13 protein-coding genes and 1 tRNA gene are annotated in these 13,970 nt (G+C 64.8%); 8 read left to right on the forward strand and 6 right to left on the reverse strand.

Annotated features, from left to right (window positions below; all coding sequences use genetic code 11):
- The first annotated feature begins 208 nt into the window (after positions 1-208).
- The 3 genes from serC to aroA all read left to right on the forward strand — a co-directional run bounded on the left by serC (position 209) and on the right by aroA (position 3,973).
- The gene (serC, locus tag ABE483_RS00060) at positions 209-1,294 is read left to right on the forward strand and encodes a 3-phosphoserine/phosphohydroxythreonine transaminase (RefSeq protein ID WP_346480787.1); all 1,086 of its coding nucleotides are present in this window, start codon (positions 209-211) and stop codon (positions 1,292-1,294) included.
- Between the two features lie 51 nt (positions 1,295-1,345).
- Positions 1,346-2,542 carry a prephenate dehydratase gene (pheA, locus tag ABE483_RS00065; protein ID WP_102787963.1) on the forward strand — a complete coding sequence of 399 codons (1,197 nt, stop codon included), beginning with the start codon at positions 1,346-1,348 and terminating at the stop codon, positions 2,540-2,542.
- Between the two features lie 117 nt (positions 2,543-2,659).
- The gene (gene aroA, locus ABE483_RS00070; RefSeq protein WP_346480788.1) at positions 2,660-3,973 is read left to right on the forward strand and encodes a 3-phosphoshikimate 1-carboxyvinyltransferase; all 1,314 of its coding nucleotides are present in this window, start codon (positions 2,660-2,662) and stop codon (positions 3,971-3,973) included.
- Between the two features lie 164 nt (positions 3,974-4,137).
- On the opposite strand, the gene ABE483_RS00075 is transcribed toward aroA, so the two are convergent.
- Positions 4,138-4,716 (reverse strand): energy transducer TonB, encoded by a 579-nt coding sequence (locus ABE483_RS00075; protein WP_346480789.1) that lies wholly within the window; start codon positions 4,714-4,716, stop codon positions 4,138-4,140.
- Between the two features lie 148 nt (positions 4,717-4,864).
- Positions 4,865-5,500, reverse strand: a complete 636-nt coding sequence (locus ABE483_RS00080; RefSeq protein WP_346480790.1) for an energy transducer TonB — start codon at positions 5,498-5,500, stop codon at positions 4,865-4,867.
- Between the two features lie 112 nt (positions 5,501-5,612).
- On the opposite strand from ABE483_RS00080, the gene serS reads away from it, so the two are divergent.
- Entirely contained in the window at positions 5,613-6,893 is a 1,281-nt protein-coding gene (gene serS, locus ABE483_RS00085) for a serine--tRNA ligase (RefSeq protein ID WP_346480791.1), read from the forward strand.
- 126 nt (positions 6,894-7,019) lie between these two features.
- Here the strand turns inward: serS and ABE483_RS00090 are convergent, their stop codons facing one another.
- Positions 7,020-7,379, reverse strand: coding sequence for an SH3 domain-containing protein (locus ABE483_RS00090; protein ID WP_346462646.1), 360 nt, complete (start codon positions 7,377-7,379; stop codon positions 7,020-7,022).
- A 381-nt stretch (positions 7,380-7,760) separates the two neighbouring features.
- Between ABE483_RS00090 and ABE483_RS00095 the strand changes: the two genes are divergently transcribed.
- Positions 7,761-8,354, forward strand: a complete 594-nt coding sequence (locus ABE483_RS00095; RefSeq protein ID WP_346480792.1) for a hypothetical protein — start codon at positions 7,761-7,763, stop codon at positions 8,352-8,354.
- 103 nt (positions 8,355-8,457) lie between these two features.
- Here ABE483_RS00095 and ABE483_RS00100 read toward each other — a convergent pair whose 3' ends face one another.
- On the reverse strand, positions 8,458-9,039 hold the full coding sequence (locus ABE483_RS00100; protein ID WP_346462644.1) for an NAD(P)H-dependent oxidoreductase: 582 nt from the start codon (positions 9,037-9,039) through the stop codon (positions 8,458-8,460).
- A 123-nt stretch (positions 9,040-9,162) separates the two neighbouring features.
- Between ABE483_RS00100 and ABE483_RS00105 the strand changes: the two genes are divergently transcribed.
- Together ABE483_RS00105 and ABE483_RS00110 are read left to right on the forward strand one after the other, a co-directional pair.
- Complete coding sequence (locus tag ABE483_RS00105) at positions 9,163-10,155, forward strand: LysR substrate-binding domain-containing protein (RefSeq protein ID WP_019184298.1); 993 nt, start codon at positions 9,163-9,165, stop codon at positions 10,153-10,155.
- A 154-nt stretch (positions 10,156-10,309) separates the two neighbouring features.
- Positions 10,310-10,399: transfer RNA gene (locus ABE483_RS00110), tRNA-Ser, on the forward strand.
- A gap of 125 nt (positions 10,400-10,524) precedes the next feature.
- Here ABE483_RS00110 and ABE483_RS00115 read toward each other — a convergent pair.
- Together ABE483_RS00115 and ABE483_RS00120 are read right to left on the reverse strand one after the other, a co-directional pair.
- Entirely contained in the window at positions 10,525-11,391 is an 867-nt protein-coding gene (locus ABE483_RS00115; RefSeq protein WP_346480793.1) for an HNH endonuclease, read from the reverse strand.
- A gap of 189 nt (positions 11,392-11,580) precedes the next feature.
- Positions 11,581-12,321: a hypothetical protein gene (locus ABE483_RS00120; RefSeq protein ID WP_346480794.1), complete on the reverse strand. Its 741-nt coding sequence runs from the start codon at positions 12,319-12,321 to the stop codon at positions 11,581-11,583.
- Between the two features lie 527 nt (positions 12,322-12,848).
- Here ABE483_RS00120 and ABE483_RS00125 point away from each other — a divergent pair.
- Positions 12,849-13,715: a hypothetical protein gene (locus ABE483_RS00125; protein ID WP_313212499.1), complete on the forward strand. Its 867-nt coding sequence runs from the start codon at positions 12,849-12,851 to the stop codon at positions 13,713-13,715.
- Positions 13,716-13,970: the final 255 nt, after the last annotated feature.

Here is a 13,970-nt window from a genome sequence, read left to right on the forward strand (position 1 = left end):
ACCACGGGCCCCGCGTGACATTGCTTCCAGACCCCGCCCCGTCGCGGCGCCCCCTGACTCAGGGGGCTCGCCTCCAGACATATGGCGGTGGCTCTGGCAGACAGCCGGACCCTGGATAGATTCGTTTGCAACCAAATTCGCCTTGTCCTGCAAGGCCTAAAGGCTGGTGCGCTGCGGCATACTAGGGGTCTTGCCCCATAGGTGTGACATGACGCGCGCGTTCAATTTCAGTGCCGGCCCTGCAACGTTGCCGGAATCGGTCCTGCGCCAGGCGCAGGAAGAGATGTTGGAGTGGAACGGCGCGGGCGCCTCCATTGTCGAAATGAGCCACCGCGGCCCGGAGTTCATGGCCGTCGCCGCCCAGGCCGAGGCCGATCTGCGTCGCCTGATCGGCATCCCGGACGACTACGCGGTGCTGTTCCTGGCCGGTGGCGCGACCACCCAGCAGGCCCTGCTCGCACTCAACTTCGCCCAGCCCGGGCAGACCGTGGATTACGTGCTCACCGGGCACTGGGGCAAGACCGCGATCAAGCAGGTCAGCCCTTACGTCACGGTCAACGTCGCCGCGAGCAGCGAAGCCAATGGCTTCCACGACATCCCGGCGCGCGCCAGCTGGCAGCTCTCCGATGACGCGGCCTACGTGCACATCACCGCCAACGAAACCATCCATGGTGTCGAGTTCCGTGACACCCCGGACGTGGGTGACGTGCCGCTGTTCGCCGATTTCAGCTCCTCGATCGCCAGCGAGCCGCTGGATGTCAGCCAGTACGGCCTGATCTATGCCGGCGCGCAGAAGAACCTCGGCCCGGTCGGCGTCTCGGTGGTGATCGTGCGCCGCGACCTGCTCGAGCGCAGCGGCCAGCCGCGTGCGGACATTTTCGATTACCGCTCGCACGTCGCGCGCGATTCCATGCTCAACACCCCGCCGACCTGGAACTGGTACCTGGCCGGGCTGGTGTTCCAGTGGATGCTGGCCGAAGGCGGCGTGGAAGAATTCGCCCGCCGCAACGCGGTCAAGTCGGGCCTGATCTACGGGGCGATCGACCAGTCCGGCGGCTTCTACCGCAATGAAGTCGTCCCGGCCGCACGCTCGCGCATGAACATCCCGTTCTTCCTGCCGGATGACACGCTCAACGCGCGTTTCGTCAGTGAATCCAAAGCGGCCGGCCTGCTGGCGCTGAAGGGCCACAAGGCGGTCGGCGGCATCCGCGCCTCGCTGTACAACGCCATGCCGGTGGAGGGCGCGCAGGCGCTGGCCGCCTTCATGCGCGATTTCCAGCAGCGCAACGGCTGACGCATTCGTTTTTCCCGGGGCGCTCGCCGCCCCACCGCAATTGGAACCCAGATGGCCACCAAACCCGCCAAGCCCAAGGCTGCCAAGCCAGCGCCGACCCCGCCCAAGGCGGCTGCCCCCGCGAAGAAGGCCAAGGCCGCCAAGCGCGATGCCGCGCCGGCCGTTGCCGCGCCCGTGCTGTCGGACGTGCGCGCCAAGATCGACCATATCGACCGCAGCATCCAGGCGCTGATCGCCGAGCGCGCCAACTTCGCCCACCAGGTCGGCAAGGCCAAGGGCAAGCTCGCTGCCGCCGTGGATTACTACCGCCCCGAGCGCGAAGCGCAGGTGCTGCGCATGGTGGTGGACCGCAATGAGGGCCCGCTCAGCGATGAAGTGCTGGTCCACGTCTACCGCGAAATCATGTCGGCCTGCCTGGCCCAGCAGGAGCCACTGAAGATCGGCTACCTCGGTCCGGAAGGCACCTTCAGCCAGCAGGCCGTGCTCAAGCACTTCGGGCGCTCGGCGCTGGGTCTGCCGCTGGCCAGCATCGAGGAAGTCTTCCAGGAAGTGGAAGCGGGCAACGCCGATTTCGGCGTGGTGCCGGTGGAGAACTCGGGGCAGGGCACCATCCAGATCACCCTGGACATGTTCCTGACCTCCAACCTGAAGATCTGTGGCGAAGTGGAGCTGCGCGTGCAGCAGTACCTGATGTCGCGCAGTGGTCGGCTGGAGGATGTCGAGCGCGTGTATGGCCACCCGCAGTCGTTCATGCAGACCTCCTCGTGGCTGCGCGCCAACCTGCCCAAGGCCGAGAAGATTCCGGTCTCCAGCAACGCCGAAGGCGCGCGCCGCGCCCGCAATGCCGATGACGCCGCGGCGATCGGCGGCGAGAGTGCCGGGCATGTGTACGGCCTGAAGAAGGTGGTGACCAAGCCGATCCAGAACGATGCGGACAACACCACGCGCTTCCTGGTCATCGGCCGCAACATCTTCCCCACCTCCGGCCACGACCGCACCTCGGTGCTGGTGTTCATCCACGACAAGCCCGGTGCACTGTTCGACGTGCTCAGCCCGTTCGCGCGGCATGGCATCAGCATGAACCGGATCGAGTCGCGCCCCTCGCACAACGCCAAGTGGGAGTACGGCTTCTTCATCGATCTGGCCGGCCATGTCGACGACGAGGCGATGCAGGCGGCCCTGGCCGAACTGAAAGCCCACTCGGCGCAGATCAAGATCCTCGGCTCCTATCCGGTCGCCGTGCCCTGATCCGAACGGCGCAGCCGCCTCGCGCGCTGCGCCCGGCCCGGCGCCCGTGTGGGCGCTGTGGCCCCTCCCGTACACCGTTGCATCGCCGCTGCGGCGGCCCGCCCCCTAGGATTCCCGATGACCGCATCTCCGTACTGGATCGCCCACAAGGGCCAGCCCCTGCAGGGCAGCCTGATCATTCCCGGTGACAAGTCCGTCTCGCACCGCTCGGTGATGTTTGCCGCGCTGGCCGATGGCGTGTCGCGCATCGATGGCTTCCTGGAGGGCGAAGACACCCGCGCCACCGCCGCGATCTTTTCGCAGATGGGCGTGCGCATCGACACCCCGTCGCCCTCGCAGCGCATCGTGCACGGCGTCGGCGTGGATGGCCTGAAGGCACCGGGCGCCCCGCTGGATTGCGGCAATGCCGGCACCGGCATGCGTCTGCTGGCCGGGCTGCTGGCTGCACAGCCGTTTGACTCGGTGATGGTCGGCGACGAATCGCTGTCGCGCCGCCCGATGCGCCGCGTGACCGGTCCGCTGGCCGAGATGGGTGCGAAGATCGATACCGAGGCCGATGGCACCCCGCCACTGCGGGTGCATGGTGGCCAAACGCTGCACGGCATTGCATTCGCCTCGCCGGTGGCCAGCGCGCAGGTCAAATCCGCCGTGCTGCTGGCCGGTCTGTATGCCGATGGCGAAACGTCTGTCACCGAGCCGCACCCGACCCGCGATTACAGCGAACGCATGCTGCGTGCATTCGGTGTGGATATCGAGTTTTCGCCGGGCAAGGCACGCCTGCGTGGCGGCCAGCGGCTGCGCCCGACCGATATCGTGGTGCCGGCCGATTTCTCCTCGGCGGCGTTCTTCCTGGTGGCGGCGAGCGTGATCCCAGGCTCCGAGCTGCGCCTGCGTGCGGTGGGCCTCAACCCGCGCCGTACCGGGCTGCTCGCGGCGCTGCGCCTGATGGGCGCGGACATCACCGAAGAAAACCATGCCGAGCAGGGTGGGGAAGCGGTGGCCGATCTGGTGGTGCGCTACGCACCGCTGCACGGTGCCGAGATTCCCGAAGCACTGGTGCCGGACATGATCGATGAGTTCCCGGCCTTGTTCGTCGCGGCGGCGGCGGCACAGGGCAACACCGTGGTGCGCGGTGCGGCCGAATTGCGGGTCAAGGAATCGGATCGTCTGGCCGCAATGGCGACGGGCCTGCGCACGCTGGGCGTGCAGGTCGATGAAACCGATGATGGCGCCACGATCCACGGCGGCGCCGTGCTTGGCAGCGGCACCATCGAGAGCCACGGCGACCACCGCATCGCGATGGCCTTCGCGATTGCCGGCCAGCTCAGCAGCGGCGAAGTGCGGGTCAATGACATCGCCAACGTGGCGACGTCCTTCCCGGATTTCGATGGCCTGGCGACCGGTGCGGGTTTCGGGCTTCGCGCCGGCTGAGGTAGCGCCGGGTTCTGCCGGGCTGCTGCTTCCAGATGTCAGGTATGCGTGGTTGCCGGGCAGCGCGCGCGGCACTACCCTGACCTCGCGCGGAGGCGGTGCTTCGCACAACAAAAAAGGGAGGCCATTGGCCTCCCTTTTCGTTTCCGCCGCAGTGCATCCGCTTAGCGCTCCGTACGGAAGTCCACCGGGACGCGCACCACGCTCGCCACTGCGCGGCCGTTATTCATCGCCGGCTCGAACTTCCAGTCGCGCACGGTGGTCAGCACCGCACGATCCAGATCGCGATCACGCGTACCGCTGCGCTGCACGATGTTGGCGTCGGTCACCTGGCCACGGGTATCCACGTTGAGGCTGGCCACCACGCTGCCCTGCACGCCGCTGCGCAGCGCCGTACGCGGGTAGACCGGCTTGGCATTGCTCGCCAGCGGGCGGGCCTCACGGTTGCGTACGGCCGGCGTCGCCTTGCGCTGCTCGGCGGCCGGTGCGGCCTGGCGCGCAGCGGGTGCCGGCGTGGTCGCCACCGGTGCGGTCTCGGTAGCGGGCAACATGCGCTGGCCCACCGGCGCCTCGTTGGTATCGCCCGGGGCGGCATAACGCAGCCACACCAGCGCAGCGGCGAACATCGCGACGATCAACGCCACCCACAACCAGGGTGACGTACGGCGATGGGCGGGCTCATCGATCACGTCGCGCTGATGCTGCGGCGAGCGGGGCATGTCCGGGGCATGGGTAACACTCATGGCTGACTCCTGGTGTCGATGTGACACCCGCAGTCTTGCCCGGACACGGTTGCGGATGTGTCAGCGCACCGTCAACGCGACGACTGCATTCCCATCGAGGTTCAGTTTGCTGAGCCGTTGCACAATCGCCGCACGTGGCGGCGATGAATCACCGCGGCGTGAAGTCGAACGGCACTTCCAGGCTGCCAGGCACTGGCACACCGTTGTTCTGCGCCGGCTGGAAACGCCAGCGACGCACCGCATCGGACGCTGCGCGGTCAAGATCGCGTGAACCGCTGCGCTGGATCAACGTCACGGCCGAAGGATAGCCGGTGGCATCCACATCCACGCGCACCACCACCGTTCCACTGTCACCGCGGCGCAAGGCGGCCGGCGGGTAGCTCGGCGGCGGCGACTGGTCAGCAATCGGCTGCGGGCGGTCGCTCGGCGCCATGGCCGTGGGCGCGGCGGGTGCGGGGGGCGCAGCCGGGGCGGCCGGCGGCGGCGGCGGGGCCGTCTCCACCAGCTGCGGCTTTTCCTCGTTGACCGGCGGGGCCTTGGCGTCGGGCATGTCGCTGGAGCCGGCGGCAGCGGCCAAAGGCTCGGGCAGCGGCACCACCTCGGCCACCTGGGCGGGGGTCTGCGCGGCCGGGTCGGCTTTGTAGAAGTCGTTGTTGCGGCTGCTCAGCCATACCACCAGGAACAGCAGCAGGCCCACGCCGAAGGCGATCGCGGCGATCACGAGGCTGCGGCGGGGCAGGTGGAAGGTGATGTTCTTGCCAGAAGTCGAGCGGGGAGCAGACATGGGGCATACCGTATGGATCACCGCGATTCTGCCACGCCCGGGATGAACCGGCGGCAGAAAAACGCATAACAGGCGATAATCCCCCTCCGAATCCGTAGACCCCTCTGCCGCCATGCTCGATCCAGCCCTGCTCCGCCAACAGCCCGCCGACCTTGCCGAACGCCTGCGCACCTCGCGCGGTTTCGAGCTGGATGTCTCCGGGCTGGAGTCGCTGGAAGCCGATCGCAAGCGCATCCAGGTGCGCACGCAGGAGCTGCAGAGCCTGCGCAACAGCCGTTCCAAGGCCATCGGCCAGGCCAAGGCCAAGGGCGAAGACGTCTCGGCGATCATGGCCGAAGTGGCCGCGTTCGCCGATGAGCTGAAGGCCTCGGAAGTGGCCCTGGATGCGCTGCGCGAGCAGATCGAAGCGATCGCGCTGGGCATTCCGAACCTGCCCGCCGAGGATGTGCCGGCCGGCAAGGATGAATCCGAGAATGTCGAACAGAAGCGCTGGGGCACCCCGCGCGCGTTCGATTTCCCGGTGCTGGATCACGTCGAGCTCGGCGCCCGCAACCGCTGGCTGGATGGCGAGACCGCGGCCAAGCTGTCCGGATCGCGCTTCACCGTGCTGCGTGGCCCGATCGCCCGCCTGCACCGCGCGCTGGCGCAGTTCATGCTAGATCTGCACACCGGCGAGCACGGCTATGAAGAAACCAACGTGCCCGCCCTGGTCAATGCCGAGTCGCTGCGCGGTACCAGCCAACTGCCGAAGTTCGAGGACGATCTGTTCAAGACGGCCGTGGGCGAATCCACGCGCTACCTGATCCCGACCTCGGAAGTGCCGCTGACCAACATCGTGCGCGACGAGATCATCGACGCCGAGCAGCTGCCGCTGCGCATGACCGCCCATTCGCTGTGCTTCCGTGCCGAAGCCGGCAGTGGCGGCCGCGACGTGCGCGGCATGATCCGCCAGCACCAGTTCGAGAAGGTGGAGCTGGTCGCCGCGTGCACCCCGGCGCAGAGCGATGAAGAGCACCAGCGCATGACCCGCTGTGCGGAAGTCGTGCTGGAAAAGCTCGGCCTGCCGTACCGCAAGGTGCTGCTGTGCACCGGCGACATGGGCTTCTCGGCCACCAAGACCTATGACCTGGAAGTGTGGCTGCCCTCGCAGGACACCTACCGCGAAATTTCCTCGTGCTCGAACTGCGGTGATTTCCAGGCGCGCCGCATGCAGGCCCGCTGGCGCAACCCGGAGACCAGCAAGCCCGAGCTGCTGCACACGCTCAACGGTTCGGGCGTGGCGGTTGGCCGCGCGATGATCGCGGTGATGGAGAACTACCAGAACGCCGACGGCAGCATCACCGTGCCGGACGTGCTCAAGCCCTACATGGGCGGCATGGACGTCATCGGCTGATCCAGCGCCGTGACGCATGAAAAAACCCGCCGAACGGCGGGTTTTTTGTTGGCGCCCCGGTAGAGCCACCCCATGGGTGGCTGCCGTTCCGGTCATGCATCACCTGCAGCCACCCATGGGGTGGCTCTACCCGTCCGTCATCGGCGCCAACACGCCCAGCGGCACCCAGCCGGACGTGGTGCCGCCAACCAGCTCGCACCACACCCAGCTGTTGAGCACGCGCTCACCGCGCACGTGCTGGCCCACGTCCACATCCAGTTCGCGCGCACAGTAAGCCTCGGCCGCCATCGCATCGCCCTGCGCGTTCCTGCCGATCACCTGCGCCGGTACCCAGCCTGCAGCCTGGCCCGGTGTCTCGCACAGATACCAGTTGTCCCAGCCTTCGGGCCCCTGGTAGCGCTCGCCGACCTGCAGCGGATCGCCGGGCTGCAGGGTGATCGGGTGGGGGAACTCGCTGCGGTGGGTCTGGACGACGCGGTAATCCATGCGGAATCAGCTGTGTGCAAAGGGCCCCCAGCTTAGCGGCCATTCCCGCGACGCCGCAGCGTTGATTGCGTCATCGGTGCGGCTTCCAGAAAGGAAGAGGGGCAGGTCAGAAAGTGCCTTGATTACATGTAGGAGAAGTTGACGGCCGAGTGGGCGGCACGCGGCGTGGAGGGCCGCAGAGACGGCAGGCACGGGGCTTCGTGGATTGAGCATCCGGTGGGCGGCCCGCACGGCCCTCACGTCGCGGTGTGATCGACGCCCATTTCCTGCGGCACACAGCGAACAGGCTGGGCACTGACCTCTACTTCCACAGGACGCCCGGTGAATACAGCGGCTGCACCCCTCCCATCCTCAAATCCCGCCGGCATCGCTGCATGGCTGATGCTGGGCATCGCCTGGCTGTGCTTCCTGATCCCGTTTCCGGGGCTCGGGATGTTCCTCGGCTGGCCGCTCAATCTGGTCGCCTTCATCCTGGCCGTCGTGGCGATGGCCAAGGGCGGCGCCGGCAAAGGCGTCGCCCAGCTATTGCTGTCCCTTGTCGCCTCCCCGGTGGTCTACCTCGTGGGCGTCGTGGTATTCGCCGGCGCCGTCAGCGCGATCAGTCAGCCGGCGCCCGATGCCCAGACCCACGCGGACAAGGGTAGCCAGCAGGACACCGCGGTCGCGCCCGTCGCGCCTGTCGAAATCACGGCGCGCCAGCTCTATCGGGACTACGAGGCCAATGAGGTCGCCGCCGACGTCCTGTACAAAGGCAAGCGACTGCTGATCTCAGGTGAAGTTGCCAGCATCCAGACAGATCTGATGGATAAGCCGCAGGTGCAGCTGAAGGCCGGAAGCGTCAACCAGGTGATGATCTCCGGCCTCTCCAGGGAAGAGGCCGGCGCGCTCGGCAAAGGCGACACTGTGCTCGCGGCCTGCACGGGCAACGGCATGATCCTGGGATCACCGGTGACACGCGACTGCGAACTCCAGTAGGGCGGGGCCGCGTTCAAAAAAAAGATGGCCCCGGAAGGGGCCATCTCTGCCACACCCACACCGTCACGACGAGGGGGAGGGAACGGTGTGGGTCCCGCGTGGATCAGGCTGCGGCGAGTGCTTCCGGCTGCGGCAGCGCGGCCAGGGCCTGGGCAATCGCGTCGGTGCGGTGCTGCGGCGAGTAGGCGATGCCCTCGGCCCGCACGAATTCGACGTTGTCGATGCCGAAGAAGGCGAAGACCTGGCGCAGGTACGGATCCTGGAAATCGGTCGGGGCGCCGGTGTGCAGGCCGCCGCGGCTGCTGGCCACGATCACGCGCTTGCCGCCGGCCAGGCCCACCGGGCCGTTCTCGGTGTACTTGAAGGTGCGCCCGGCCACGGCCAGGCGGTCAATCCACGCCTTGAGGGTGGAGGCGACGCTGAAGTTGTACATTGGGGAGCCGATGACCACCACGTCGGCCGCCAGGAACTGCTCCAGCACCTGCTCGGCATCGGCTACCTCGGCCGGGTCGGACTGGGCCAGGGACGAGCTGCGCAGGTGCGCAACGGGCTGGGCATCGAGGTCGCGGTAGCTCACCTCCAGGCCCGGGACCTGGTCGCGCCACTGCTGGACCACGGCGGCGGAGAGCTGGCGGGAGACCGAGTTTTCGCCAAGCACGCTGGCGTCGATGTGAAGAAGCTTCATGGCAATCACCTGATTCTGGGGGAGGGGCGGTAGATGCCGCCGACGGAGATCAGGTTAGGTTGTTGCCTGTTTGGAATAAAGGTGGTTGAATACCACGTATTGTTCTATATCTGGAACTTTGGTATGCAAGACCTCAACGACCTCTACTACTTCGCCATGGTGGTGGATCATGGTGGTTTCGCCGCAGCAGAACGCGCGCTCGGCATCCCCAAATCCCGCCTGAGCCGCCGTATCAGCCAGCTGGAAACCGATCTGGGCGTCCGCCTGCTGCAGCGCTCCACGCGCCGCTTCGCGGTGACCGACGTCGGTACCAGCGTGCATCGCCACGCGCAGACCATGCTCGCCGAGGCCCAGGCCGCGCGTGAGGTGGTCGACCGCCTCAGCGCCGAGCCACGTGGCCTCGTCCGCGCCAGCGTGCCGGTCTCGCTCGCGCAGATGCAGCTGCCCAAGCTGCTGCCGATCTTCCTGGCGCAGTACCCCAAGGTGCGGCTGCAGCTGAACATCAGCAACCGCCGCGTGGACATCATCAACGAAGGCTACGACGTCGCCCTGCGCGTGCGCTCTCGCCTGGATGACGATGGCAGCCTGGTGATGCGCAGCTTCGGCCAGGTGCAGGAACTGCTGGTGGCCAGCCCCAAGTACCTCGATCGCGCCGGCCGCCCGAAAGACCCGGACGAGCTGACCAATCACGTCACCCTGAGCATCAGCGAAGACGAAGCCCGTCAGCGCTGGGAACTGCACGGCCCCGAGGGCGCGGTCCGCCGCGTGGACCTGCAGCCGCGCGTGGCCGGTTTCGATTTCCCGCTGCTGCAGAGCATGGTCAAGGACGGCTTCGGCATCACCATGCTGCCGGAAACCGTCTGTGCCGACGCCGTGCGCAACGGCGAACTGGAAGTAGTGCTGCCGGACTGGTCGCTGCCGCAGGGCATCTGCCACGCCGTCTTCGCCTCCCGCCGCGGTCTGCTGCCGGCGGTGCGCGTGTTCATCGACTTCCTGGCCGAACACCTGCCGCCGCAGCTGGAGGCTTCGCGCCTGGACTGCGGTGGCGCGTGCGAGCGGGCCAAGGAGAAGATCAAGGCAAGTGCCTTGGGTGCCTTGGCGGTGGATGCGGGCTGAGCCCGACCGCTGGCGGGTGGGCAAATCCCACCTGAAATGCGAGAATGCGACCCCCGGCCCATGCCGGGGAGCCATGCCGGACGGGGCGCTGCCCCGACCGGTTGCCTGGGTTGCAATGACCTGGGCACGCGGGGCGCGGAAGCGCTGCCGATACGGAGAGATGGCCGAGCGGTTTAAGGCACCGGTCTTGAAAACCGGCGAAGGGTCATTCCTTCCGTGGGTTCGAATCCCACTCTCTCCGCCACTGACCCTTAAATCATTAATTTGAAATTGAAATCCTGATTTGGGTCCACGAGAAGGCAGGAAGCATGTCGAGGAAACGCTTGCATGCGCATCACCTATGCGGTTGTCGCCAGATGGCGTGATGCCCTACCGAGACTTACGGGGATGTTTTGCCTGTGCAGCCTCTGCATGTTCTGCCAAATACTGCTGACGAGGGGCGTTGGACTTCTTGGCAGGCGCTGAGAGCGCTCGACCACGAAGATCCGCGTAGCTGGTGCCGATCAGCGAGGTCGCGACCTGCGTCTTGATATCGGCGTCAATCCAGATCAAGCCAAGATCAAAAAGGGTGTGTATGTCAGCACGGAGCAACAAGCCGTTGTTGACGGTATTCGTATGGTCGCCACGGAATGGCAGGATGTGCGCTGCTTCCAATGTTGCCGTAACGTCGCAGCCTGTGATCGCGCACCTACCGCCATAGGCCTTGAGCAACTTCGTTCGGAACCCAGCTTGGCCGCGGCGCATTGCGATGGTGGTCAGTACCCACTGGCGGGCATCTTCGCTCGAGTCGATTGGAGGCGTGAGGAACTCAGCGCCTGCCTCGGCTGCTAAGACAAGCCGTTCCTCTATTGTGGGCTCGCCGGACTCTGCGTCAGTTTTCTCAAAGACGACGGAGAAGATGCTCTCGTTCACTTCTTGAACGTAGCCGGTCCACTCAGTGCGGGCCTCGAAGTCCTTGCGCTTTTTTTGCTTGTCCGCCCACCGCACCATCACCATACGGACAGGAAGCCCCTTCTCGGAAGCGGTTGCGAGATGGGTGAGAGTCCCAGTCCGGCCGGCGCGATTCGTCCACCCAGAGGTGTCAATGCGGTAAGTCCGTTTGTTCCCCTTCTTGGGAAAGCGGTCTTCCCAGACGGTAATCACGGCCTGCCGAGGCTTCGTCGCAATTGCTGAGACAGACCAGCGCATGTTGTCCAGCTTCGCGCCATACTTCTTGAACTCTTCCTTGATTCCCATCGCTTTTCGCGTCCCTATGTAATTCGTACAGCTTCAGTGAGAAGGCGGTCATCGCCGACATTGTCTAATGCGTTAGCGGCTCGGCTGCGAAACACTGAAGTCTCTCGCGAGAAGGTGCAGCAACTTTCCGAAAGCACCTATGGCCATGGTTCTGGGTCCACGCTTAAAAAGCCATTGCATCGTTGGAAGTCACTGCCCGACCAGCCCCGGAGTGTGGGCATTCATATCCATCCAGTGATCGCGGCCAGGCGTGAACAGCGACCCAGCGGTGAGGCGGTTGAATATGTGGTCGGTTCGCTGTTTAAACACAACGTGGACATCGATCACTCCACTCTCATTGGCGGCGTCTTCATACGTGCCAGAAAGCCGCACGAGCAATCCGGCCACGTGATCATCCACCCGGTTCTCAAGAATGCGGACCGGCCCTCCGTTGGCCTGCATCTTCCGCAGGATCTCCTCGCCGGGATAACCACTGCCCACGCCACTTGGCCGCCACTGCTTGATGGAGGCATCGACCCGTTCCTCCAAATCATCAACGACTCCAGCCATGGCAGGGTCAGCCAAAGCGCAGATTCTGCCCAAGGTGACGAGGGCATCTGGCAAGTCAGCCCTGTGCCGCAAGTAAAAATGCTCGGGGGTGGCGTGGCGCTGAAGCACCTCAATGAGGGTCCCAACGATGCGATCGGCATCATGGTCAGGAAGCAGGTCTGCGCTTCTCAACAAAGCCGAGGGCTTGTCGATCAACACCAAGGTGTGGCGGGGCTCGATCGGCCCGTGCAAGGGTTCCTCGGCCTGCATCGCCGCAAGGGAGCGATAGCCATGGACGGCTGCGATCAGTTCGCGGATCTGCCCCTTCTTCAGCGGCAGTCCAGAGGAAAGAAACGCAGTCTCGGCTAGAAAGGCCGGGCGCGAATAGATATCAGGTGTCATTTGGCAAAGTCCTATCAAACGGGGCAGGTGAGCGCTTACGTCTGCCTCCGTTGGCGTTTGCCAAGCGTTGACATGGGTATGCGTTGGGGGTGAAACACGGATTGGAGTCGCTCACAACTCGGGCCGTCGCCTGAGGAGAAACATAATCCTCTTTAATGACGTTTGCAAGAAGCGTTTGCAAGCCCAAGAGGCGGTGAAGGTCGCGCTTCTGCATCCGCAGCGGATCGTGCCGCTAATGCCGCGCTTCTGATGCCCGTTGGGGTGTTGGATGACGCCGGCAGCCGCACGATGTGCTACCAGCTGGGACGGTCATTCAACCTGCTTCGAGCGCCGTGGGTGCGGCAGGTCAACGAGTCTGTGCCATTGCTCGATCAGTGGGCGGCGAATCGAAGAATGGCTCCGCGCCGGTATAGAAGTGCCTAAAGTTCAATGCTCCTCCGCCGTTAACCAGCTTAGCCGCGCTATGGCGACTGCCTGTCGTCAGTAAGTCGGTACACAACAGAAATCGGAAACATCAGGAGTGGGATATGTCAAAAGGGAGATTTGCGTTAGTCGCTGTGTTCGTCATCGGGCTCACTGGTTGCGGCAGCCATGACTGCAACTCAGGTGATGTCCATGGGACACTGCTGAGCTTGCTGGCCGGCGAGACCTCGGGAATGGAGAGCATGGTGGAAAACGCCTTCGGCGTCGGGCCAACGGCCGAGTCACTGCAGGCGTTTGCCGCGGGAACGGTCACCGAGATCGTGACTCTAGAAAAGAATAAGAGCACAGGTGCCTTCGTCTGCAACGCCAAGGTCACCATTCCCCTGCCGGAAGACAAGGAAGTAAGTCTGCAGATGGACTACGAGGTGCGCCAAGTGGAGTCTGGTGATTCGGACTTCCAAGTGCTTGCCAGCAAAAGTGACATCAACCGCATGCGTGCAAGTGTCAATGGCACAATTAACAATCACCTTCGCGCGAAGGCAGAGGCAGAGCGTAAGGAGCAACGCAAGCAAGCGTTTCTCGACAATCCGCCCATCGCCATGACGGACGAAGAAGCCAGCGCTGCCATCATTGAGGACATGAGTCGTTACAACAGCAGTTTCGCCGAGAGTTCGCATGCCATTGTGGGCCAAGACCTGGGCGGCGAAGGCTACAAGGACTACGTAGTTGCCTACCGCAGTCACCTATATGGGGATACATATGGCTGGAGCTACAAGCACTACTGGTCGACGGCGCGCGAGCCTGGTGAGAAGGTCTCACTGAACGGCAATTCGGACCAGGAAATTACGCGCGAGCACGACCTTACCAACTTGCGGCTACAGAACGGGGTGGTGACTTTCTCTGACGGAAACGGGTGGTCTCAGACGGCAGAAATAGTCACCGGCAAGAGCTACCACAGTAGCAAGCTGTGACGTGCTTCCGTGTTCTCATACCCGCCTCTGGTCGGGTGGGCATGGTGCGCCGAGTCGGTGAAGACTATTTCGAATCATCCCCTGGCCTGCATTAGGTCTTAGCGCTCAACAAGGCGAGGGCCCCGCACGCGAGTCTGAGGACCCACGTGGGAGTCCTTGCTACGCTCACCGTTGGGCGTGCAACCGAGTTGGCCCGCACACGTCGCTAGGTCACTCTTGGATATAGGACTTGTTCGACTTGCTTGTTCGACTTCC

The sequence above is a fragment of the Stenotrophomonas sp. TWI602 genome, from assembly GCF_039674045.1.
Taxonomy (GTDB): domain Bacteria; phylum Pseudomonadota; class Gammaproteobacteria; order Xanthomonadales; family Xanthomonadaceae; genus Stenotrophomonas.

Excerpts from the sequence above, each read along its gene's own strand:
- serC (WP_346480787.1), top strand. The coding sequence starts at position 209 with ATGACGCGCGCGTTCAATTTCAGTGCCGGCCCTGCAACGTTGCCGGAA.
- pheA (WP_102787963.1), top strand. The coding sequence starts at position 1,346 with ATGGCCACCAAACCCGCCAAGCCCAAGGCTGCCAAGCCAGCGCCGACC.
- aroA (WP_346480788.1), top strand. The coding sequence starts at position 2,660 with ATGACCGCATCTCCGTACTGGATCGCCCACAAGGGCCAGCCCCTGCAG.
- ABE483_RS00075 (WP_346480789.1), bottom strand. The coding sequence starts at position 4,716 with ATGAGTGTTACCCATGCCCCGGACATGCCCCGCTCGCCGCAGCATCAG.
- ABE483_RS00080 (WP_346480790.1), bottom strand. The coding sequence starts at position 5,500 with ATGTCTGCTCCCCGCTCGACTTCTGGCAAGAACATCACCTTCCACCTG.
- serS (WP_346480791.1), top strand. The coding sequence starts at position 5,613 with ATGCTCGATCCAGCCCTGCTCCGCCAACAGCCCGCCGACCTTGCCGAA.
- ABE483_RS00090 (WP_346462646.1), bottom strand. The coding sequence starts at position 7,379 with ATGGATTACCGCGTCGTCCAGACCCACCGCAGCGAGTTCCCCCACCCG.
- ABE483_RS00095 (WP_346480792.1), top strand. The coding sequence starts at position 7,761 with ATGCTGGGCATCGCCTGGCTGTGCTTCCTGATCCCGTTTCCGGGGCTC.
- ABE483_RS00100 (WP_346462644.1), bottom strand. The coding sequence starts at position 9,039 with ATGAAGCTTCTTCACATCGACGCCAGCGTGCTTGGCGAAAACTCGGTC.
- ABE483_RS00105 (WP_019184298.1), top strand. The coding sequence starts at position 9,163 with ATGCAAGACCTCAACGACCTCTACTACTTCGCCATGGTGGTGGATCAT.
- ABE483_RS00115 (WP_346480793.1), bottom strand. The coding sequence starts at position 11,391 with ATGGGAATCAAGGAAGAGTTCAAGAAGTATGGCGCGAAGCTGGACAAC.
- ABE483_RS00120 (WP_346480794.1), bottom strand. The coding sequence starts at position 12,321 with ATGACACCTGATATCTATTCGCGCCCGGCCTTTCTAGCCGAGACTGCG.
- ABE483_RS00125 (WP_313212499.1), top strand. The coding sequence starts at position 12,849 with ATGTCAAAAGGGAGATTTGCGTTAGTCGCTGTGTTCGTCATCGGGCTC.